At 70.4% G+C, this 21435-nt stretch carries 18 protein-coding genes; 3 read left to right on the plus strand and 15 right to left on the minus strand.

Annotated features, from left to right (window positions below; translation table 11 throughout):
• Positions 1 to 72: 72 nt before the first annotated feature.
• Positions 73 to 1449, minus strand: a complete 1377-nt coding sequence (locus tag OG521_13720; GenBank protein ID WUW21785.1) for an alpha-amylase family protein — start codon at positions 1447 to 1449, stop codon at positions 73 to 75.
• Positions 1450 to 1731: 282 nt separating this feature from the next.
• On the opposite strand from OG521_13720, the gene OG521_13725 reads away from it, so the two are divergent.
• Positions 1732 to 2412: a response regulator transcription factor gene (locus OG521_13725; protein WUW21786.1), complete on the plus strand. Its 681-nt coding sequence runs from the start codon at positions 1732 to 1734 to the stop codon at positions 2410 to 2412.
• 8 nt (positions 2413 to 2420) lie between these two features.
• On the opposite strand, the gene OG521_13730 is transcribed toward OG521_13725, so the two are convergent.
• The 8 genes from OG521_13730 to OG521_13765 all read right to left on the minus strand — a co-directional run bounded on the left by OG521_13730 (position 2421) and on the right by OG521_13765 (position 10249).
• Entirely contained in the window at positions 2421 to 3032 is a 612-nt protein-coding gene (locus OG521_13730; protein WUW21787.1) for a response regulator transcription factor, read from the minus strand.
• Entirely contained in the window at positions 3029 to 4219 is a 1191-nt protein-coding gene (locus OG521_13735) for a sensor histidine kinase (protein WUW21788.1), read from the minus strand. Before OG521_13735 ends, OG521_13730 begins: the two co-directional genes overlap by 4 nt.
• Entirely contained in the window at positions 4216 to 4956 is a 741-nt protein-coding gene (locus OG521_13740; GenBank protein ID WUW21789.1) for an ABC transporter permease, read from the minus strand. The genes OG521_13735 and OG521_13740 overlap by 4 nt, the downstream gene beginning before the upstream one ends.
• A complete protein-coding gene (locus tag OG521_13745) occupies positions 4953 to 5888 on the minus strand; it encodes an ABC transporter ATP-binding protein (GenBank protein ID WUW21790.1) in 936 nt (311 codons plus the stop codon). The genes OG521_13740 and OG521_13745 overlap by 4 nt, the downstream gene beginning before the upstream one ends.
• Before the next feature lie 241 nt (positions 5889 to 6129).
• A complete protein-coding gene (locus OG521_13750; GenBank protein ID WUW21791.1) occupies positions 6130 to 8010 on the minus strand; it encodes a hypothetical protein in 1881 nt (626 codons plus the stop codon).
• A 593-nt stretch (positions 8011 to 8603) separates the two neighbouring features.
• Entirely contained in the window at positions 8604 to 9050 is a 447-nt protein-coding gene (locus OG521_13755) for a DUF6113 family protein (GenBank protein ID WUW21792.1), read from the minus strand.
• Positions 9047 to 9991, minus strand: coding sequence for an N-acetyl-1-D-myo-inositol-2-amino-2-deoxy-alpha-D-glucopyranoside deacetylase (mshB, locus tag OG521_13760; GenBank protein ID WUW21793.1), 945 nt, complete (start codon positions 9989 to 9991; stop codon positions 9047 to 9049). The genes OG521_13755 and mshB overlap by 4 nt, the downstream gene beginning before the upstream one ends.
• Before the next feature lie 63 nt (positions 9992 to 10054).
• Positions 10055 to 10249, minus strand: coding sequence for a hypothetical protein (locus OG521_13765; GenBank protein WUW21794.1), 195 nt, complete (start codon positions 10247 to 10249; stop codon positions 10055 to 10057).
• A 164-nt stretch (positions 10250 to 10413) separates the two neighbouring features.
• Here OG521_13765 and OG521_13770 point away from each other — a divergent pair, with 164 nt between their 5' ends.
• On the plus strand, positions 10414 to 12540 hold the full coding sequence (locus OG521_13770; GenBank protein WUW21795.1) for a prolyl oligopeptidase family serine peptidase: 2127 nt from the start codon (positions 10414 to 10416) through the stop codon (positions 12538 to 12540).
• A 7-nt stretch (positions 12541 to 12547) separates the two neighbouring features.
• On the opposite strand, the gene OG521_13775 is transcribed toward OG521_13770, so the two are convergent.
• From OG521_13775 to OG521_13800, 6 genes are all read right to left on the minus strand, one after another.
• Positions 12548 to 13621, minus strand: a complete 1074-nt coding sequence (locus tag OG521_13775; GenBank protein ID WUW21796.1) for a hypothetical protein — start codon at positions 13619 to 13621, stop codon at positions 12548 to 12550.
• Positions 13622 to 13840: 219 nt separating this feature from the next.
• Positions 13841 to 15265 carry a dipeptide ABC transporter ATP-binding protein gene (locus tag OG521_13780; GenBank protein WUW21797.1) on the minus strand — a complete coding sequence of 475 codons (1425 nt, stop codon included), beginning with the start codon at positions 15263 to 15265 and terminating at the stop codon, positions 13841 to 13843.
• Positions 15255 to 16232: an ABC transporter ATP-binding protein gene (locus OG521_13785; protein ID WUW21798.1), complete on the minus strand. Its 978-nt coding sequence runs from the start codon at positions 16230 to 16232 to the stop codon at positions 15255 to 15257. Before OG521_13785 ends, OG521_13780 begins: the two co-directional genes overlap by 11 nt.
• A 13-nt stretch (positions 16233 to 16245) precedes the next feature.
• Positions 16246 to 17220: an ABC transporter permease gene (locus tag OG521_13790; GenBank protein ID WUW21799.1), complete on the minus strand. Its 975-nt coding sequence runs from the start codon at positions 17218 to 17220 to the stop codon at positions 16246 to 16248.
• Entirely contained in the window at positions 17213 to 18136 is a 924-nt protein-coding gene (locus OG521_13795) for an ABC transporter permease (protein ID WUW21800.1), read from the minus strand. Before OG521_13795 ends, OG521_13790 begins: the two co-directional genes overlap by 8 nt.
• 98 nt (positions 18137 to 18234) lie before the next feature.
• A complete protein-coding gene (locus OG521_13800) occupies positions 18235 to 19866 on the minus strand; it encodes an ABC transporter substrate-binding protein (protein ID WUW21801.1) in 1632 nt (543 codons plus the stop codon).
• A gap of 508 nt (positions 19867 to 20374) precedes the next feature.
• Between OG521_13800 and OG521_13805 the strand changes: the two genes are divergently transcribed.
• Positions 20375 to 21403, plus strand: coding sequence for an ABC transporter permease (locus OG521_13805; protein WUW21802.1), 1029 nt, complete (start codon positions 20375 to 20377; stop codon positions 21401 to 21403).
• The last annotated feature ends 32 nt before the right edge of the window (positions 21404 to 21435 follow it).

Raw genomic sequence — 21435 nt, forward strand, 5'->3', positions numbered from 1 at the left:
GAGGAAGAAACGCCGCCCGGCGGCAGGGTTTCGAGACCCTGCCGCCGGGCGGTTCCGCTTTTCGCAGGCGGCTCAGCCGTGCAGGGCCAGCGCGCCCTTGGCCGGTACGGTCGCCGTGACCGTGCCGTCGTCGCCGACCTGCACCGTGTTGCCCTCGCAGGCGTCGGGCGAGGCCTGGGCCACGTTGCAGTAGGTGCCCGCCGGGAGTGAAGTGGCGAACGTCTGCTGAAGCGCGCCGTCCCCGTTGTTGATGGCCACGAAGCCCTTGTCACCGCGGCCGAAGGCGATGGCCGACGAGCCGTTGTCCCACCAGTCCGTCAACTCCGCGCCCGACGTGGCGTTGTGGAAGCCGACCATGCCGGTGACCGCCGTCTGTGTGTGCGTGCACGTCCAGCCACCGCTGCCGCAGGCGGCCGCGCCGCCGTTCGGCGGGCCCGCGTCCTTGTCCGACCACTCGTAGCCGGAGAAGACGTTCGGGGAGCCGTAGGGCGAGGCGAGCATGAAGACGTTGGCCAGGGTGTAGGCCGCGCCGTCCTTGTACGTCAGCGTCGAGCCGTTGCGCTCGGTGTCCCAGTTGTCGACGAACGTACGGGCGCTCCCGCTCGCCAGCTTGCCGTCGGCGACGCTCTTCAGTCCGGCGAGGGAGCCGCCCTGGAAGGCGCTCTTGAGGTGGCCGCCGTAACGGAACTCGTCGACGTCACCCACCCCCGTGTACTCCTCGGGCTGGACCGCCTCGCCACCTCCGTGGATCACCTCGGTGACCCAGAAGCCCGGGTCGGACATCTTGCCCTTGATCGCGGCGATGTCGTCGGCCGCCATGTGCTTGGCGGCGTCGATGCGGAACCCGTCCACGCCCAGGGTGCGCAGGTCGGAGAGGTAGGCGGCGATCGTCGTGCGGACGGCGTCGCTGCCGGTGTCGAGGTCGGCCAGGCCGACCAGTTCACAGGTCTGGACGTCGTTCCGGTCGCCGTAGTTGCTGATGTCCTTGCGGCAGGCGTGGAAGTCCTGGTCCTGGAAGTACCCGGGGTAGTCGTACTTCGTGTACGCCGTGCCGCCGGTTCCGGTGCCGGAGCCGGACGACATGTGGTTGATGACGGCGTCGGCGACGACCTTCACCCCGGCGGAGTGACAGCTGTCCACCATCGCGGCGAAGGCATCGCGGTCACCGAGGCGGCCGGCGATCTTGTAACTGACGGGCTGGTAGGACGTCCACCACTGGTCGCCCTGGATGTGTTCGGAGGCGGGCGAGACCTCGACGTAGCCGTAGCCGGCCGGACCCAGCGAGTCCGTACAGGCCCGGGCCACCGCGTCGTACTTCCACTCGAACAGGGTGGCGGTCACGGTCTTCTCGCCCGGCGGGGTCGCCTGGGAGGTCCAGGGGGCGAAGGCGGTCACACCGGCGGCTGCGAGCAGGCCGGCCAGTGTCGCGCGAGCGGCGCGGGACTTCAATTGCGGCTCCTTCGGTCGCGGATGCGGAAATGGGGTCCGCATCCGACGTGGGCAGCCACGCGCCTGGCCACCGTGGGGGGAGTTCGGAGCCTGCCTTCAGGGCGATGAACACGTCAAGAGATCACGCAAGGATTTCCGGAATGTTTCTGAAATACCTTGCAGGGAAGGCGGGTCGGGGATCCGGGTGGAGTGGGCCCTGCTCCCGGTGCCAGGGCGCCGCGGCACGACGACCGCGATCCGATGACCCGATCCCGGGCCGGGGGCGGTGGCTACGATCGGCGCATGTCACCCTCGCACTCCCCGGTCCGCGTCCTGCTCGCCGACGACCAGCCGCTGGTGCGTACCGCCCTGCGCATGGTCATGGCCGACACCGCCGACCTCGACGTCGTCGGCGAGGCCGGAACGGGCGACGAGGCCGTCAGAATGACCGCCGAACTCTCCCCCGACGTCGTCGTGATGGACATCCGGATGCCGGGCATGGACGGTATCGAGGCCACCGGGCACATCACCACGGGCTCCGGCACGGCCCATGTGCTGGTCCTGACGACATTCGACGACGACGAGTACGTCTACGGAGCCCTGCGCGCCGGTGCGGCCGGCTTCCTGGTCAAGGACATGGCACTGGACGACATCCTGGCGGCGGTACGGGTGGTGGCGGCCGGGGACGCCCTGATCGCGCCGGGCGTCACCCGGCGGCTGATCAAGGAGTTCGCGGGCCGCCCCGGCTCGTCGTCCCCGCAGCGCCCGCCCGCCGCGCTCACGGGGATCACCGACCGGGAGCGCGAGGTGCTCGTTCTGGTCGGCAGCGGGCTGTCCAACACGGAGATCGCCGAGCGGCTCTTCATCAGTGTCGCCACGGCCAAGACCTATCTGACCCGGCTGCTCGCCAAACTCGGCGCCCGGGACCGGGTGCAGCTCGTCATCCTCGCGTACGAGGCGGGGCTGGTGTCGGCCACACGGTGAGAAGCGGGCTACAGCCAGCCCTTCTCCCGCGCCATCCGGACCGCCTCCGCGCGGTTGCGCGCCGCCATCTTCTGGATCGCCATGGAGAGGTAGTTGCGGACGGTGCCCTGGGACAGGTGCAGCTCCGCGGCGATCTCCGCGTTGGTCGAGCCGTCCGCGGCGGTGCGCAGCACATCGCGCTCCCGTTCGGTCAGCGGACTGGCGCCGTCGGCGAGGGCGGCGGCCGCGAGGCCGGGGTCGATGACGCGCTCCCCGGCCAGCACCTTGCGTACCGCTTCCGCGAGTTGGGACGCCGGTGCGTCCTTCACCAGGAAGGCGTCCGCCCCCGACTCCATCGCGCGGCGCAGATATCCGGGGCGGCCGAAGGTGGTGACGACGACGACCTTGACGTCCGGGAGCGCCCGGCGCAGTTCCGCCGTCGCCTCGATGCCCGTCATGCCCGGCATCTCGATGTCCAGCAGGGCCACGTCGATGCCGTGTTCCCTGGCCGCGGCCAGCACTTCGTCACCGCGGGCGACCTGGGCGACCACCTCGATGTCGGGTTCCAGGCCGAGGAGCGCCGCGAGGGCCTCGCGCACCATGGACTGGTCCTCGGCGAGGAGGAGTCTGATCATGCTCATTCCCTGGATCCTAGGCCGGATTCGAGCGGCACGCTGAGCACCGTGGTGAAGCCTTTGCCCGTACGGGAGTTGGTGGCCCGGGTGAAAAGGGTTCCGTCGACGCCGGCGAGGCGCTCGGTCATGCCGGTGAGGCCGTTGCCCGGCGTGACGCCGGGGGCGCCGCGGCCGTCGTCGGCGACGGTGAGCTCCAGGACGCGCCCGTCGAGGGTCTGGCGCGGGGCGAGGGTGACCGTGCAGCGGCCCGCGCCGCTGTGGCGTACGACGTTGGTGACGGCTTCCCGCAGCGCCCAGGCGAGCACCTCCTCCGCCTCCTCGGGGAGGCCGTCGGGGAGGTCCTCGGGGGCATCGGCCGGAATCTCCGCGGTGATTCCGGCGGCGGCGAGGGCGGTCCTGGCCCCGGCCAGCTCGCCGGGGAGCGTCGGCCTGCGGTAGCCGGTGACGGCGCTGCGTACGTCCACGAGGGCCTGGCGGCTGACCTGTTCGATGTCGGCGACCTGCGCGGCGGCCTGTTCCGGGTGGCCGGGGAGCATCCGCCCGGCCAGTTCGCTCTTGAGGGTGATCAGGGAGAGGGAGTGGCCGAGCAGGTCGTGCAGATCGCGGGCCAGCCGCAGCCGTTCCTCGTTGGCGGCGAGCTGGGCGACGGTGGCCCGGGCCTCGCGGAGCTGGATCGTGGTGCGGATCATCTGCCGTACGCCGGACATCGCGAAGCCGCCGAGGAGCGCGGGGAAGACCAGGGCCGTGATGATCTCCCGTGGGTGGTCGCCGGTCAGGCCGATGGCCACGAGCACGGCGGTGACGGCGGGGATCAGCCAACGGGCGGTCCGCATCGGGAGGGTGGCGCCGACGGAGACCGACACGTACACGAACAGCACCAGCCAGGGGGTGCCGAACGTCAGCGACAGCAGGACGGCCAGCGCCCCGAGGAAGGCGAGGGCGGCGCGGACCCGGAAGGGGTCGAGCGCCTTGGAGGTGTGGCGGAAGACCAGGACCAGATAGGCGCCGACGAAGACCAGCAGCCCGAGGACGCCGAGCGCGGTCGCCCACGGGGTGTGGTTGCCGTCCGCGAGGTCCTTGACCGGCGCGCTCATGAAGGCCAGCCAGATGCCGATCCACATCAGCTTGATCCGGGTCTGCTTGGCGCTCGTGGGCGGGCGCCCGACGCCCACGGACGTCTCGTCCTCGTTCACGCCTTCAACGTGTCCTTCCGGTAGAGCCACGCGGCGCCGCCCGCGAAGAGCAGGAAGTAGCCGCAGAGGATGGCGACGTCCTTCGCATGCGGTGCGCCGCCCATCTCGATGGCCTGGCCGAGAGCAGCGTACGCGTGGGTGGGCAGCCACTCGGAGATGTTCTGGATCCACTGCGGGAAGGTGGCGCTCGGCATCCACAGGCCGCCGAGGATCGAGAGCCCGAAGTAGATGATCATGGTGATGGGGCGGACCGCGTCACCGCTGGCGAGGTAGCCGATGGCGACCCCGAGCGCGGCGAAGACCAGCGAGCCGGCCCAGATGACGCCGGTGAGGGCGAACCACTGCCACAGGTCGACGCGTACGTGCTTGACGGAGGCGGCGACGAGGAAGACGACGACGATGCAGGGCAGGGTGACCACGGCGGCGCTGGCGATCTTCGCCAGGATGTAGCCCCGGCTGGGCAGCGCGGTCAGCCGCAGCTGCCGGACCCAGCCCTTCTCGCGCTCCTTGGCGATGCGCTCGCTGTTGCCCATCAGGACGGCGGTCAGCGCGCCGAACGAGGCCATCGAGACCATGAAGAAGGCCTGCAGGGTCAGATCGGTGTGCGGGACCTTGTCGGTGGTGTTCTGGGTGCCGGAGATCAGCAGGTAGATCACCGACGGGTAGATGACCGAGAAGAACATGAACTTCTTGTTCCGCAGGGTGCGGGTCACTTCGAGCCTGATGAGCGTGTTCACTTGGTCCTGGCCTCCTCGGCCTCGGTGATGGCGACGAAGGCCTGCTCCAGGCCGAGTCCGGCGACTTCGAGCTCGCGCGGGTAGAGGCCCAGGCCGTAGACGGCGTGGACGGTCGCGTCGGCGTTGTGCGACTGGATACGGACCCGCCGGCCGGTGATGTCGAGCGTGGAGAGGAACGGCAGGGCGCGCAGGGCCCCTTCGTCGATCGGGCCCTCCAGCTCGAACGCGATCCGGCGGGCGCCCGCCATGGCCTTGATCTCGGCAGCGCTTCCGTCGGCGAGGAGCCGGCCCTTGTGCAGGACCAGGACGCGGTCGGCGATCGCGTCGGCCTCTTCGAGGTAGTGGGTGGCGAACAGGACGGTACGGCCCTGGTCGGCCTGCTCGCGCATGGTGGCCCAGAAGGCCTGGCGGGCGGTGACGTCCATCCCGGTGGTCGGCTCGTCGAGCACGATCAGGTCGTTGGCCCCGGCGGTGGCGAGCGCGAACCGCACGCGCTGCTCCTGGCCGCCGGAGAGCTTGTTGACCATGCGGTCGGCGATCGACGCGATACCGGCCCGGGCCAGCACATCGCTGACCGGGTAGGAGCTGGGGTGCAGATCGCAGGCGAGCCCGACCAGTTCCCCGACGGTGACGTCCTCCATCAGGCCGCCGGACTGCAGCATGGCGCCGACGCGGCCGGCGGCGATGGCCGCCTGCGGGGTCGAGCCGAAGAGGCGGACGGTTCCGGAGTCGGCGGTGCGCAGGCCGAGGAGGAGGTCGAGGGTGGAGGACTTGCCGGCGCCGTTGGGGCCGAGGAGCGCCACGGTCTCGCCGGGGTGCAGGTCGAGGGTGAGCCCGTCGACCGCGCGTACGTCTCCGTAGGCCTTGCTGACCTGGTCGAAGCTGACCACGGCGGTCTTCGCCGTGGTGACTCCGGTGGCTGTCGTTGTCATGCGTCCAGCCTGACGCAGCGGGGGGTGCGTCCGGCAGGGTCAGCGGTCGTGGATCCGGGATGACAGATGTCATGCCGTACGGGTGACGGGTGACGGCCGCTGTCCTGCCGTACGGGTGACGGCCCCCGTCGTTCCGTACGGGGGACGGCCGCGACGGCTCCGCGGGCCGGCGGGTGGCCGGTATGCCGCCGCCCCCGGCCGGTGGTCCGGTCGGGGGCGGTGGCGGGCGGTGCGGGCCGGGTCAGCCGTTTCCGCCGAGGTCGATCGTGACGGTCCGCTCGGCCTCGGTCTTGCCGAGCAGCGCGCCCTTCATGGCGAAGGCCACGTCGTCCGGGCCGACCTGGTGCTTCGTGCCGTCGCCCTTGGTGACCATGATCCCGTCGAAGACGCCTCCGCAGAGCTCTTCGATGGCCTTCTTGTCGTAGTGGTCGACGAGCTTGCCGTCGATGGGCACCATCGAGAGGATCTTCGGCAGCGACTTGGCCGGACCGAACGGGATCTGCTTCGAGCCCGCCTTGATCACGATCAGGCCGGACATCGCGGGCTCGGCGAACTCCTTCATCGCCCGGTCCAGTTCGGCCTGGCTGATGGTGGGCTCGCTGGCGGTGACGGGGAGCTGGACGGCGTTCGTCCGGCCCGTCTCGACCTGGGCGCGGTAGGCGTCGCGCACGGACACCATCGACTGGTTGACGTCGAGCGCCTTGCCGGCCTTGCCGGGGACGGCGACGGCCTTGCCCGGCACGAACTTGATCGTGCCGTCGTTGGCCGAGCCCGAGGCGCCGGCCAGGTCCTTCAGCGCGACGCCGAGCTTCTCCTCGTCGACCGGGATCACCGGGTCGACCGTGCGCTCGCCGCCGAAGAGCGAGCCGATGACGGAGACCGGGTTGTAGTCGCTGCCCGCGGCACCGCGCACGGTCGCCTGGCTGTCCAGGGCGAGCCCGGCCCGGTCCGGGGCGAGCTCGGTCTCCTTGCCGTCCACGGACAGCCGGAGCGGGGCCTTGGACCGTTCACCGAGCGCGGCGTCCAGCTTCTCGACGGCGTCCTCCTTGGTCCCGCCGCCGATGTCGACGCCGAGGACGGTGGTGCCCTTGGGTACGTCGGAGTGGTTCATCAGCAGTCCGGCGCCGTAGGCGACCCCGAGCAGGCAGACGGCGGCGACGGCGAGCATGGCCAGCTTGGAGCGGCCCTTCTTCGCCGGGCTCGGCGCGGGCGCCGGGGTGGCGCGGGCGGCGGGCTTCGGCGCCTGCGCGGCGGGCCCGCCCGGGCCCGCCGGTCCGGTGCCCATCGGGTTGTCCGGGATCCGCGGGGTGAGGTCGGGGCCCGGGAACGGCGACGGGGGCGCCGACGCACGGTGCTCCGAGGGCACCACGGGGATGCCGCTGTTCAGCGTGTCCCCCGAGACGTTGCCACCGGGTGCCCCGGGGCCGCCGGGGCCCGGCGGGAACTGCGGGGTGAGCACGGCCGTGTCGTCGGACATCCGCGGCGGAACCCCACCGGGACCGCCGGGACCGCCGGGACCACCGGGTCCCTGCGCGCCGCCGGGGCCCGCAGGTCCGGTGCCGAAGGGCGGCCGGCCGTCGAGGTCCGGGGTGAGGGACGAGGTGCCGGTGGCCGGGCCCGTGGTGGGGCCGGACGGTCCGGGCGTGCGGATGCCGAGGTTCGGCGTGGCGCGGGGTCCGCCGGGGCCGTCACCGAAGCCGTCGGACCCGGGCGCGCCCGGACCGTCGGCGCGCTGCGGGCCGTCGGAGAAGTAGGGCAGATCGGCGCGGGGCCCCGCGGGCGGGGTGGCCGGGCCGGAGCCCGGTCCGTCCGGCCGGCCGCCGGAGCCGTCCGCGGAGAAGCCGGCGCCGTCCGTGCCGCCGCTCGACGGGGTACCGGACGAAGCGCTCGCCGCGGCACCCGCCGGGGCGCCCGCCGGGGGCTTGCGCGGTGCGAACCAGTCGCTGCCGCTCTTCTCCCTGGCCGGCTTCTCGCCGGCGGGCTCCGCCGCGGCAGCGGGCTCCCGGGACTCGGGCGCGGCCGGAGCCGGCTGCCCACCGCCCGGCGCGGAGGCACCCGGAGCGGAGGCACCCGGGCGCGGGCCGGAGCCAGTGCGCTCGCCGCCGCCGTCCACGTCGCTCATGGGTGTGCGCATGACGACCGGCGGGATGGGGCGCGAGCCCGGGATGTTGATCCGGATACGCGTCGTCAGCGTCGTCTCGGTCCTCGGCTCTTCGGGCTGAGGCGGGTCCGCAGGCTCCGGAGACTCCTCCGGGGCGTCCTGAGACGGGTGCAGCGACGGATACTGGCGGGATCCGTACGGCGGCGTACCCGAGGGGTACGCGGCTCCCCCGCGGCCCTGGGGCCCGGAGGACGAACTGTCAGTTTCACGACTCAAAGCAGGTTCTCCCGATTGGCTCCGCCGCCCGTACTTCCCCCGTGCCGCAGGCCAGGGGACGGCTAGGAAGGTACTGAAGATCTTGGCCGGATCAGGGAGCGGCGTCTGGCGCGTGCAGCTGCGAGGCGCCGGAGCGTCCTCATAGCGGAGCTATTAGGGCGTTCAATAACGCCGCAGATGTGCCTGCCGGGCGTCGCACACCCGGCCAAGATCTTCAGCACCCGACTAGGCGCGCGAACCACCTTACTGGCCGCGGCCGACAGACACCCCGCGACCGGGGGAAACGACCGCGCACCCCCCGGGCGGGCAGGGGGCATTCCGGGATCGGACGTGGCACATTACTTGCCAGGTCGGCCGCTGTCGGGCCCCAGTTGGGGCGCCCGCGCCATGGTGGCACAGATCACAGCGATGGCCATGCCGCCCAGCATGAAGAGGGCGAGGCCCAGTTCGTTACCGAAGACGTAGTCCCCTTCCGGTCTTCCGCCCAGCAGAACAATGACCGAAACCAGCCACCCCGCGGCGGGCGCGAGGGCCCCCGGCTGGGTGCCCATGAGGCAGCGGCCGCCGTAGAAGAGACCGGCGGACGCGAGCAGGGCCAGGAGCAATCCGCCGGGGAACCAGGCGGATTGGACCAGTGTTCCGGCGATGCCGACGAGCGCCCCGAGGACCGCGAGACCGAGCAGGGCGGCGATCCGGCCGGGGTTGAGCGGGGCGGCCAGACCGGTGGCCGGAATGTCTCTGGGTGGTGCGTTCGTCCGTGCGGCGCGCGGCCTGCTGCTGCTCACTGGTCCGCCTCCGGTGCGTGGGCGAGAGGTGCGTCGGTGCGAGTCGCGCCGGCGAGGGGTAGGCCCGCGAAGAGATCGTGCTCCCGGGTCCCCGCGGGGGCGCCGGGGGCGCCCTCGGCCAACTCGTAGTACTCGGTGGTGAAAAGGGGCTGGGCCAGATCGTTCGACAGGGCGAAGAAGGGGCCCTCGACCGCGATCTGGGTGGCGTGCGCCCGCATCGCCGCGGTCTTCGCCGCCCCGTGTCCGGTGCCGTCGATCTCGGTGGTGACCTGGGCGTCGTCCACCACACCCGGCACGTCGTCGATCGCCGCGATGCCCGGGAAGACGTCCGGCGCGGTGGCCCGCAGCCGGGCGAAGGCGTCCTCGGCGACCGGGCGCGGCACCCGGTTCCAGTAGATCTTGGCGATGGTGTGCGGGGCGCCGGAGCCGGGGCGGAAGGCCGGGTCGGCGGCCAGCCGGGCGGCGCGCGTCGCGACCCGGTGCGCCTGGATGTGGTCGGGGTGTCCGTATCCCCCGTCGGGGTCGTACGTCACCAGGACCTGGGGGCGCACCTCGCGGATCACCTCCACGAGGTACCCGGCGGCCTCGTCGACGTCCGCGGACCAGAAGGCGCCGGGGCGGCGGTTCTGCTCCGTGTCCATCATTCCGGAGTCGCGGTACCGGCCGGCGCCGCCGAGGAAGCGGTGGTCGGTGACCCCCAGCTCCTTCATCGCCGCGGTGAGTTCGCCCCGGCGGTGGGGGCCCAGGGAGTCGTCCCGGTCCGCGGCGAGGTGCGCGAGCCCGGGCGGGATGACCTCACCCTCCTCGCCGAGCGTGCAGGTCACGAGGGTGACCAGGGCGCCGTCGGCCGCGTACCTGGCCATGGTGGCGCCATTGTTGATCGACTCGTCGTCGGGGTGCGCGTGCACCAGGAGCAGACGCCGGGCGGGAAGGTCCGTCATGGGGACCACCCTACGAGCCGACGGCCCCCCGGACCGACGGCGGCCACCCGCCGGGCGACGGCGTCAGAACTTGATGCCCCCGATCATCCCCGCCACGTTCGTGGTCAGCTCGGAGATGGTGGGCGCGATGGACGAACTGGCGAGATAGAAACCGAGCAGCGCGCAGACGACCGCGTGTCCCCCCTTCAGTCCGGACTTCCGGATCAGCAGGAAGACGATGATCGCCAGCAGCACCACCGCCGAAATCGAGAGCGCCACGACGGTTCACCTCCATCTGTACGGTCGGGACGGGCAGCACGCATGGAGCCAGCAGGTTCTTACCCACCGAGCGCTACGGATCATAACTATCCGTGGCAACGCATTGATCGGGGCACAGCAGCACGAGGGGCGCACGGGCCGGGCCCGGCCGATAGGTTCGCCCCATGACTTCGCCAGAGATCACGTTCCCGCTGCAGTTGGCCCGGACCATGCGATTCACCCTCGGTGCACCGCGCGCGTTCACGGTTTCACCCGACGGTGAGCGGGTGGTCTTCCTGCGTTCGGGGTCGGGCACCGACCGTTCGAACCGGCTCTGGGTGCTGGACCTGAGCGACGGTGCGGCCCCGCAGGAGCGGGTCGTGGCCGATCCGGCGGCGCTGCTGGGCGGTTCGGCGGAGCGGCTCTCGGTCCAGGAGCGGGCCCGCCGCGAGCGGAGCCGCGAGGGGTCGTCGGGGATCATCGGCTACGCGGTGGACTCGGCCGCCGAGCTGGCCGCGTTCGCCCTCTCGGGGAAGGTGTACGTCGCGGACCTGCGGGCCGGGACGGCGCGCGCCCTGCCCGTGCCGGGCCCGGTGATCGACCCGCGCCCCTCCCCCGACGGACGACACGTCGCATACGTGTCCAAGGGCGCGCTGCGCGTCGTGGGCTCCGGCGGCGACGAGGACAGGGCGCTCGCGGAGCCGGAGGACCCGCATGTCTCCTACGGTCTCGCGGAGTTCATCGCGGCCGAGGAGATGACGCGCCCGCGCGGCTTCTGGTGGTCGCCGGAGTCGGACCGGCTGCTGGTGGCCCGGGTCGACGACAGCCCGGTGCGGCGGTGGTGGATCGCCGACCCCGCGCACCCGGACCGCAAGCCCGCCGAGGTCGCGTACCCGGCGGCCGGTACGCCCAACGCCGAGGTGCGGCTGTTCGTCGTGGGGCTGTCCGGGGAGCGTACCGAAGTGGAGTGGGACCGGGCCCGGTTCCCCTATCTGGCCCGGGTGCACTGGTCGTCGGACGGGGCGCCGCTGCTGCTCGTGCAGGCCCGTGACCAGCAGAGTCAGCTGCACCTCGCGGTGGACCCGGAGACCGGGGCGACCCGGACGGTGCACGCGGACGAGGACCCGGTGTGGCTGGAGCTGTTCCCCGGAGTGCCCGCGTGGGCGCCGGACGGCCGGCTGGTGCGGATCGCGGACGAGGGCGGGGCGCGGGTCCTGGCGGTCGGCGACCGGCCGCTGACCGGGGCGCAGTTGCAGATCCGGACGGTGCTGGACATCGGGGAGTCCGACATCCTGGTGACGGCGACGGCCGGCGAGCGGGCGGCCGGGCCGGAGATCGGCGAGACCCATGTGTACCGGGTCAACGAGCTGGGCACCGAGCGGGTCTCGGAGGGCGCGGGCGTGCACACCGCGGTCCGGTCCGGCGGGGTGACGGTGCTGGTCTCCACCGCGCTCGACCTGCCCGGATCGACGGCGCGGGTGTTCCGCGACGGCAAGCAGATCGCCACCGTCGCCGACCACGCGGAGCGGCCGGTCCTGTCCGCACGGCCGCGGCTGACCGAAGGGGGCGCACGGCGGATTCCGTGCGCCGTGATGCTCCCCACCGGCTACCAGGAATCGGACGGTCCGCTTCCGGTCCTGATGGATCCGTACGGCGGGCCGCACGGCCGCCGGGTCCTCGCCGCCCACAACCCGTATCTCACCTCGCAGTGGTTCGCGGACCAGGGGTTCGCCGTGATCGTCGCGGACGGCCGCGGCACCCCCGGCCGCTCGCCCGGCTGGGAGAAGGCCGTCAAGCACGACCTCACGCTCACCCTCGACGACCAGGTCGACGCCCTGCACGCGCTGGCGGAGCGGTTCCCGCTGGATCTGGACCGGGTGGGCATCCGGGGCTGGTCGTTCGGCGGCTTCCTGGCCGGCATGGCGGTGCTGCGGCGGCCCGACGTCTTCCACGCGGCGGTCGTGGGCGCCCCCGTGACCGATCAGCGGCTCTACGACACCCACTACACCGAGCGCTACCTCGGCGACCCGACGGCGCAGCCCGAGGTGTACGCGTACAACTCGCTGCTCACCGACGAGGGACTGTCGCACGCCGCCGAGCAGGTGCGGCCGATGATGATCGTCCACGGGCTGGCGGACGACAACGTGGTGGTCGCGCACACCCTGCGGCTGTCCTCGGCGCTGCTGGCGGCGGGCCGTCCCCACGAGGTGCTGCCGCTCAGCGGGGTGACCCACATGACCCCGCAGGAGAAGGTCGCGGAGAATCTGCTGCTGCTCCAGGTGGACTTCCTGAAGCGGTCGCTGGGGTTCTGAGGTCCGGCTACCAGCCGGGCGGCGGCTGCGAGGGCGGCGGGGGCGGACCGAAACCGCCGCCGCCCTGCGGGTATCCGTACCCCGGGGTGGGCGGCTGCTGCCCCTGGTACGGGTTGTCGCCCGGCCCGGCGTACGGCGGTGCGCCGTAGCCGACGGGCCCGTACCCGGTGGGCCCGTAGCCCGGCCCCGGTCCGTACGGGCCGGGGACGTCGGCGAGCCCCCTGGGCGCCAGCGCCATCAGCACGACCAGCGCGGCGATCACCTCGAAGACCCAGCTCACCACGGTCAGCTGGGTCTCCGTGCGCATCGAGCCGAAGTGTTCGAAGAGGTCGTAGTGCACGGCCCGGACGACACCGAGCACCCCGCCGGACAGCAGCAGGCCCGCGGCCACCAGGCCGAACGGCCGTGCGTGCACGGCGTGGAAGAGCGCGCTCGCCGCGGCGAACAGCGCGAGGAGCGCCACCACGGCGGTCCCCCAGCCGGGCGGCGGATCGGTCAGCCCCTGGGTGACACGGTCCCCGCCCACGTACCAGTCGGGGAAGATCTCCGGAATCTTCACCAGCTGCCGGATCTCCCACGCGATCAGCACCGCTCCGGCCGCGCCCAGCATCAGGAACGCGGTGACGGAGGCGCCCTGCCCGGGCCGGGAGGGCAGCTGCTCGTAGGAGTCGGCCGGCGGACGGCGGCCCGCCCCGGCGGTGATGACCAGCGCGACCCCGGCGGCCAGAGCCACGAACGCGCCGATCAGCGCCTTGGAACGCAGGTCGTCCGAGAACGACACCTCCATCCGGCGGCTGCCGATGTTCCAGACCCCGGGCAGCCGCACGGCGAGCGTGGTGACCCCGGTGGCGACGAGCACGGTGGCGGCGACCGAGGAGCGCAGCGCGGCGACGGCCGCGACCACGTACACCACGAGGAGGACGACATCGAGGGGCGATGTGGCGGGAGCCGCCTTCGGCCGGGCTTCGTACCAGCCGGCCCAGTAGCGCAGCAGCTGCTCGGCGTCCACCGCCCTGACGTCCCGTACGAGCCAGCTCGCGACGATCACGGCGAGCACCGCGCAGAGAGCGGCGCCGGTCACTCTTGCCCCACGGGTGAGTATCACCCCAGCGATACTCCACCGCACCCGGCCTCCCGACAAGAGGGCCGTCGGCACGGTCCCGACGGGCGACCGGCCGGGGAGACGTGAGTCCCTCCGGCCGGTCCACGGCACCCGCACGGCCGTACGCTGTCCATGCTGACGGGTCCGTATATCGGACGTGAGACGCCCGAGTTGCCCGCGCGTTAACGGACGGCCGGGTCAGCTGACCCGGCTGCTGCCGGACGGCGGAGGCGGCCCCTCGTCGTCGCCCTCGGACGGTGACGATGCCGGAGGCGGCCCCTCGTCCTTGCCCTCAGCCTTGCTCTCCGTCTCCGTCTCTGCCTCTGCCTCTGCCTCTGCCTCTGCCTCTGCCTCTGCCTCTGCCTCCGAGGACGACGCCGACGGCTGCGCCTCCGACTGCGGGGGCTTCCGGGCCTCGCGGTCCACCTTCTCCACGTCCGGCCCCGGCCCCGGCCCCGCGGCTCCCGGGCCGCCCTCGCCCTGGACCGGCTCCAGCGTCCCCTCCGGCGGCACCACCCGCTTCTCCTCCGCGAAGTGACAGGCCGAATCGTGCTTGGCCGGGGTGTCCGTCAGCCGGAAGACCGCCGGGACCGCCAGCAGCGGCACCTCCAGCTCGCACCGCTCCTGCGCCTTCCAGCAGCGGGTGCGGAAGCGGCAGCCGGACGGCGGGTTGGCGGGCGAGGGCACGTCGCCGTGCAGGATGATCCGCTCGCGGTACTCGCGCGCCATCGGGTCCGGCACCGGCACGGCGGAGAGCAGCGCCTGGGTGTACGGATGCGTGGGGTGGTCGTAGATCTCCTCGTCCGAACCGATCTCGACGAACCGGCCGAGGTACATCACACCGACCCGGTCGGAGATGTGGCGGACGATGGAGAGGTCGTGCGCGATGAACACGTAGCTGAGGTTGAACTCCGCCTGCAGCCGGTCCAGCAGGTTGACGACCTGCGCCTGGACGGAGACGTCGAGGGCGGAGACGGGTTCGTCGGCCACGATGATCTCGGGGTTGAGCGCGAGGCCGCGGGCGATGCCGATGCGCTGGCGCTGGCCGCCGGAGAACTGGTGCGGATAGCGGTTGATGTACTCCGGGTTGAGACCGACGACGTCCAGCAGGTCCTGGACCTTGCGGCGCCGGTCGCCCTTCGGGGCCACCTCGGGGTGGATCTCGTACGGCTCCCCGATGATGTCGCCGACCGTCATCCGCGGGTTCAGCGAGGTGTACGGGTCCTGGAACACCATCTGGATGTTGCGGCGCACGGCCTTCAGCGCGCGGCCGGACAGCTTGGTGATGTCCTCGCCCTTGTACCGGATCGCACCGGCCGTGGGCTGTTCCAGGTGCACGAGCAGCCGGGCCACGGTCGACTTCCCGCAGCCGGACTCCCCCACGATGCCGAGCGTCTCGCCGGCCGCCAGGTCGAACGAGACCCCGTCGACCGCCTTCACGGCACCGATCTGCTTCTTGATCACGATGCCCTGGGTCAGCGGGTAGTGCTTGACGAGGTCGCGCACCTCAAGGATCGGCTCGCCGCCCGCGTACGCGCTGCCCTCCCGCGACTTGGTCAGCAGTTCGCGCGCCACCTCGCCCTCCTCGCGCGCTTCCTTGCGCCCCGTGTGGTCAGCGTGCATCGAGCGTCTCCTTCCAGAAGTAGCAGGCGCTCTGACGGTGTTCGGCCACGTCGAACAGCGGCGGTACGTCCCCGCGGCAGACGTCCTGGGCCATCGGGCAGCGCGGGTTGAAGGCGCAGCCGGGCGGGATGTGCAGCAGGTTGGGCGGCAGGCCCTTGATCGCGTACAGCTCCTGGCCCTTCTGGTCCAGGCGCGGGATCGAGCGGAGCAGGCCCTTGGTGTACGGGTGCGCGGGCGCCTGGTAGATGTCGTGGACGGGTGAGGTCTCGACGATCCGGCCGGCGTACATCACGGCGATCTTGTCGGCGACGTCGGCGACGACGCCGAGGTCGTGGGTGATCAGGATCAGGCCCATGTTGAGCTCGCGCTGGAGCTCGGCGAGCAGGTCCATGACCTGGGCCTGGACGGTGACGTCGAGGGCGGTGGTGGGTTCGTCCGCGATGATCAGCGAGGGCTCCAGGGCCAGCGCCATGGCGATCATGATGCGCTGACGCATGCCGCCGGAGAACTGGTGCGGGTAGTTGCCGACGCGCTCCTTGGCGGCCGGGATACGGACCCGGTCCATCAGCTCGACGGCCTTGGCCTTCGCGTCCTTGCGGGACATCCCGCGGTGCACGACGAACATCTCGCCGAGCTGCTCCCCCACGGTGAGCACGGGGTTGAGGGAGGAGAGGGCGTCCTGGAAGATCATGGCCATCTCCTGGCCGCGGATCTTCCGGCGTTCCTCCTTCTTGACCTTCAGCAGGTCCTGGCCCTTGAACAGGATCTCGCCGCCGCTGATCTTTCCCGGCGGCATGTCGAGGATGCCCATGATCGCCTGTGCGGTGACCGACTTGCCGGAGCCGGACTCGCCGAGCACGGCGAGCGTCTCGCCCTCGGCCACCGAGTAGTTGACCCCGTTGACGGCCTTGGCGACCCCGTCCCGGGTGTGGAACTCCACGTGCAGATCGCGCACTTCGAGCAACATGGCAGCGGACTCCTCAGCGCAGCTTGGGGTCGAGGGCGTCGCGCACCGCGTCGCCGAGCATGATGAACGCGAGCACGGTGACCGCCAGCGCGCCGGCGGGCCAGAGGAGCATGTGCGGGGCGTTGCGGATGTACTGGGACGCGGCCGAGATGTCGATGCCCCAGGAGACGGCCGGCGGTTTCAGGCCGACGCCGAGGAACGACAGGGTCGCCTCCAGGGAGATGTACGTACCCAGGGCGATGGTCGCGACGACGATGACCGGGGCGATCGCGTTGGGCGCGATGTGGCGCAGCATCATCCGTCCGTTGGAGGCGCCGAGCGCCCGGGCCGCCTGGACGTAGTCGTTGTGCTTGGCGGTGATGACGGAGCCGCGGGCGATGCGGGCGATCTGCGGCCAGCCCAGCAGCACGATGAACCCGATCACCGGCCAGACGGTGGAGCTGGTCACCACGGAGAGGAAGACCAGACCGCCGAGGACGACCGGGATGCCGAAGAAGACGTCGGTGAGGCGGGAGAGGATCGCGTCCCACCAGCCGCCGAAGAAGCCGGCCAGGCCGCCCAGGACGGACCCGATCAGGGAGACGCCGATGGTGGAGCAGATACCGACGGTGACGGAGTTGCGGGCGCCGTAGACGACGCGGGTGTAGACGTCGCAGCCCTGGCCGTCGTACCCGAAGGGGTGGCCGGGCTGGGAGCCCTGCTGGGCCTTGTCGAGGTCGCAGTCGAGCGGGTCGCCGGAGGCGATGAGCTGCGGCCAGATCGAGATGATCACCAGGAACAGGATGATCAGCGCGGAGATGATGAAGACGGGGTTGCGGCGCAGGTCGCGCCAGGCGTCGGACCACAGGCTCTGCGGTTTGGCGCCGGGCCCCGTGCCCTCGGGTCCGCCGGGGGTCTTTTCGAGGGAGTCCCCCTCGTCGAGTGCGAGGTCCATCGTTCCGCCGGCTCCGGCCGACGAGATCGCCTCGTTCGGTGTCTGCTCAGGCATAGCGGATCCTCGGGTCGAGTACGGCGTACAGCAGGTCGACGATCAGGTTCGCGGCCAGGAAGACGAGGACCAGCACGGTGACGAAGCCGACGACGGTCTGGGAGTTCTGGCGCAGGATGCCCTGGTAGAGCTGGTAGCCGACGCCGTGGATGTTGAAGATCCGCTCGGTGACGATCGCCCCGCCCATCAGGGCGCCCACGTCCGTACCGATGAAGGTGACGACGGGGATCAGCGAGTTGCGCAGCAGATGCCGGATGATCACGCGGCGCCTGGGCAGGCCCTTGGCGACGGCGGTACGCACGTAGTCCGCGCGGGCGTTCTCGGCGATCGAGGTCCTGGTGAGCCGGGTGACGTAGGCCAGCGACACGGAGGCGACCACGAGTCCGGGGATGAGGAGTTCGTTGAGCGGGGCCTCGCTGGAGACCGAGGGTTTGATGACGCCCCATTCCACGCCGAGCAGGAGCTGGAGCAGCAGACCGGTGACGAAGGTCGGGATGGAGATGACGACCAGGGTCAGGATCAGCACGGTGGTGTCGATGGGGCGGCCGCGGCGCAGGCCGGTGACGACACCGAGGCTGATGCCGATGACGATCTCGAAGACGATCGCGATGACGGTGAGCCGGATGGTGATGGGGAAGGCCGTCGCCATCAGCTCGGTGACCTTCTGCCCGTTGAACGCGGTGCCGAAGTCGCCGGTGAAGACATTGCCCATGTAGGTGAGGTACTGCTGCCAGACCGGCTTATCGAGGCCGAATTCCGAACGGAGTTGGGCGGCGGTCGCCGGATCGCACTGGCGGTCGCCGCAGAGACCCGCGATGGGGTCACCCATCACGTTCACCATGAGGAAGATCAACAGCGTGGTGCCGAAGAAGACCGGAATCATCTGCAGCAGCCGCCGGATCACATAACGTCCCATGAAGGGCTCCGGGGGTCGCGGGGTGGCTGAGGTGTCATCGGGGGCCGGGGACGGGGAAGCCGGGTGACCGATCGCGGGTCACCCGGCGGCCTCTCAGGTCACTTGACCTTGATCTGCTCGTAGACCGGGACGCTGAACTGGTTCAACGAGACGTTGGTGACGTTCTCCGAGTAGCCGGCGCTGCCGTTCTGGTACCAGAGCGGGATGACGGGCATCTGCTGGACCATGACCTTCTCGGCGTCCTGGAAGGTGGAGACGGCCTTGGCCTTGTCCGACTCGGCGTTGGCCTTGTTGATGAGGCCGTCGAACTGCTTGTTGTTCCACTTGCCGTCGTTGGACGAGGCGTTGGAGTAGTAGACGGGCTGCAGGAAGTTCTGGATCAGCGGGTAGTCCATCTGCCAGCCCGCGCGCCAGGCGCCGTGCAGCTTCTGCTGGGAGACCTGGCTGCGGAAGTCGGCGAAGGTGCCGACCGGGGCGCCCACGCACGCCTTGTTGTTGCCCATGACCTTGTTGATGCTGTTGCAGACGGCGTCGACCCACTCCTTGTGGGAGCCGGTGTCCGCGTTGTACGAGATCTTGAGCTGCCCGCCGGGGATCCCGCCGCCGTCCTGGATCATCTTCTTGGCCTCGGCGGCGTTGTACGTGCACTCCTTGCCGCAGAGCCCCTTCTTGAAGCCGCCGTCGTCCCCGAGGACCGGGGAGGTCCAGTCGGAGGCCGGGGTACGGGTCTTCTGGAAGATCTGGTTGGTGATCTGGTCGCGGTTGATCGCCATGGAGAGGCCCTGGCGGACCTTGATGGCGCCGGGGGTGTTCCACTGCTTGTCGTAGAACGGGAACGCGAGGGTCTGGATGATGCCGGCCGGGGTGTTGATGTAACGGTCGCCCAGGTCCGCCTTGACGTTCTTGAGCTGGGAGGCGGGCACGTCGTCGACGAGGTCGAGGTTGCCGGCCGTCAGGTCGGTGTAGGCGGTGTTGTTGTCGGTGTAGACCTTGAGGTCGATCCCGCCGTTCTGCGCCTTGTCGTCACCGGGGTAGTCGTCCCACTTGCGCAGGTTCATCGACGAGCCCTTGGCGTACTTGTCGATGGTGTACGGGCCGTTGCCGATCGGCTTGGAGACCCAGGACGCGTGGTCGGTGAAGAAGACCTTGGGCAGCGGCGCGAAGGCGGGGTATCCGAGGGTGTCGGGCCACAGCGAGAACTTCTGCGTCAGCTTGACCGTGAAGGTCTTGTCGTTCACGAGCTTGAGCCCGGAGAGCGTGGTCGCGCTCGCCGTGCCGGTCTCGGGGTGCACCTTGTCGTATCCGTCGATGTAACCGAAGAAGTAGGCGTTCTTCTGGTTGTTCTTCAGCAGGGCGCCGTAGTTCCAGGCGTCCACGAACGACTTGGCGGTGATCTTCTCGCCGTTGCTGAAGGTCCAGCCGTCCTTCACGGTGATCGTGAAGTTCTGGTTGTCCTTGGACTCGATCTTCTCGGCGAGCATGTTGGTCGCCTCGCCGGTCTTCGGGTCGTACTTCTTCAGCCCCCGGACGATCATGTCGAGGACCTTGCCGCCCTGCACCTCGTTGGTGTTGGCGGGCTCCAGCGGGTTCTGCGGGTCACCCCAGGAGGAACTCACGATCCCATCGGCGCCACCGCCGCCACCGCCGCTGTCCCCTCCACCGCAGGCCGTCGCCGCCAGGGCGACGGCCACCGCACATGCGGCCCACTTGACCGTTGTGGCTCCGCGCATGGACTGCCTCCTCGTAGTGCTCCGTCTTACGTGAAGTCAAATATCACCGCATACAGAGCCTTGTGCACATTTACTCCCGCCATTCGGGCGCGGCGGAGGGCCGGGAGGACGGCCCCCGAGCCGCCGTCCGAGTCGATTTCTGACGCGGACACGACACATCGCAACGTCACCCGACCGGGCCTGACAGGCGGCGAAGCAATAACGGCGGAACAACGAACGCGCATCGACCTCGCACCGACTCATCCGGATGTACGAATTCCGAGACAGTCGCGCCCGGATATCGGACTCAATGCCGGAATGCGGAGAGTTTGCGGGGAAATTGGATTTACTGGAGGTAAATCAAAGGTAAAGACATGACCATGTCATAGTCATGTTTGGGTCAAGCTCCCAAAGAGCACCTCAAGGCGGCCCGACATTCATTGACCCTGCATGAATTGCGTTGAAAAAGTCCGGGGTAGCCCGTAGGTGTGCCCTGCGGAGTCCTTCGACCCTCCGGGCCAGGAGCACCATGACGATTCCAACCTCGAACGCAGCAGCCCCCCTTGAGGCTGTGGATCCGCTGACACCGGCGGTGCCGGATCCCTCCGCACCCAAGGGAGGTGACGGCCGGTCACCGGGAAAGCTGGCCTGGCGTCGTTTCAAGCGCGACCGTACCGGCGTCATTTCGGCCTATGTGGTCATTTTCTTTTTCGTGGTGGCCATCGCCGCCCCGCTGATCGCCAAGCTGTACGGGAAGGATCCGTACACGACGTACGGCCAGAACGACACCAGCCTGCTGGACGACTTCGGCTCACCGGTCCTGCCCAACGGTGGAATCAGCGGTGACTTCTGGTTCGGTATCGAGCCCGGTCTCGGCCGGGACGTCTTCACCTTCCTGCTCTACGGCATCCGCAACTCCCTGCTCATCGCCACGGCCACGACGCTGCTGGTGACCGTGATCGGCATCGCGGTGGGCATCACGGCGGGCTACCTCGGGGGGAAGACGGACTACCTGGTCGGCCGGGTCATCGACATCCTGCTGGCCTTCCCCTCCACGCTCTTCTTCATCGCCTTCTGGCCCGTGATGATCTCGATCCTGGTCGACCCGGAGGAGAACACGCCGGTCTGGCTGACCGTCGTCACCCTGATCTCGGTCATGACCGCCTTCGGCTGGGCCTCCATCGCACGGCTGCTGCGCGGCGAGGTCCTCGCCCTGCGCGAGCGGGAGTTCGTCGAGTCCGCCAAGGTCACCGGCGCGTCCCCGACGCGGATCATCTTCAAGGAACTGCTGCCGAACCTCTGGACGCCGATCCTCATCCAGGCCACGCTCGCGCTGCCCGCGTACGTCACGGCCGAGGCGGGCCTCGCCTTCCTCGGTGTGGGGCTGACCTCCCCGACCCCCGACTGGGGCGTGATGATCCAGCGCGGATCGGACGTCTACCAGAGCGACATCACGTTCATGCTCTTCCCCGGCGCATCGATGGTCATCTTCGTCATCGCCTTCAACCTCCTCGGCGACTCGGTGCGTGACGCACTGGACCCGAAGACCAAGCGCTGAACCCGCCGTACTCCGGCCGGGCGACGGGGCCC

It is taken from the genome of Streptomyces sp. NBC_01463 (assembly GCA_036227345.1).
Lineage (GTDB): Bacteria > Actinomycetota > Actinomycetes > Streptomycetales > Streptomycetaceae > Streptomyces.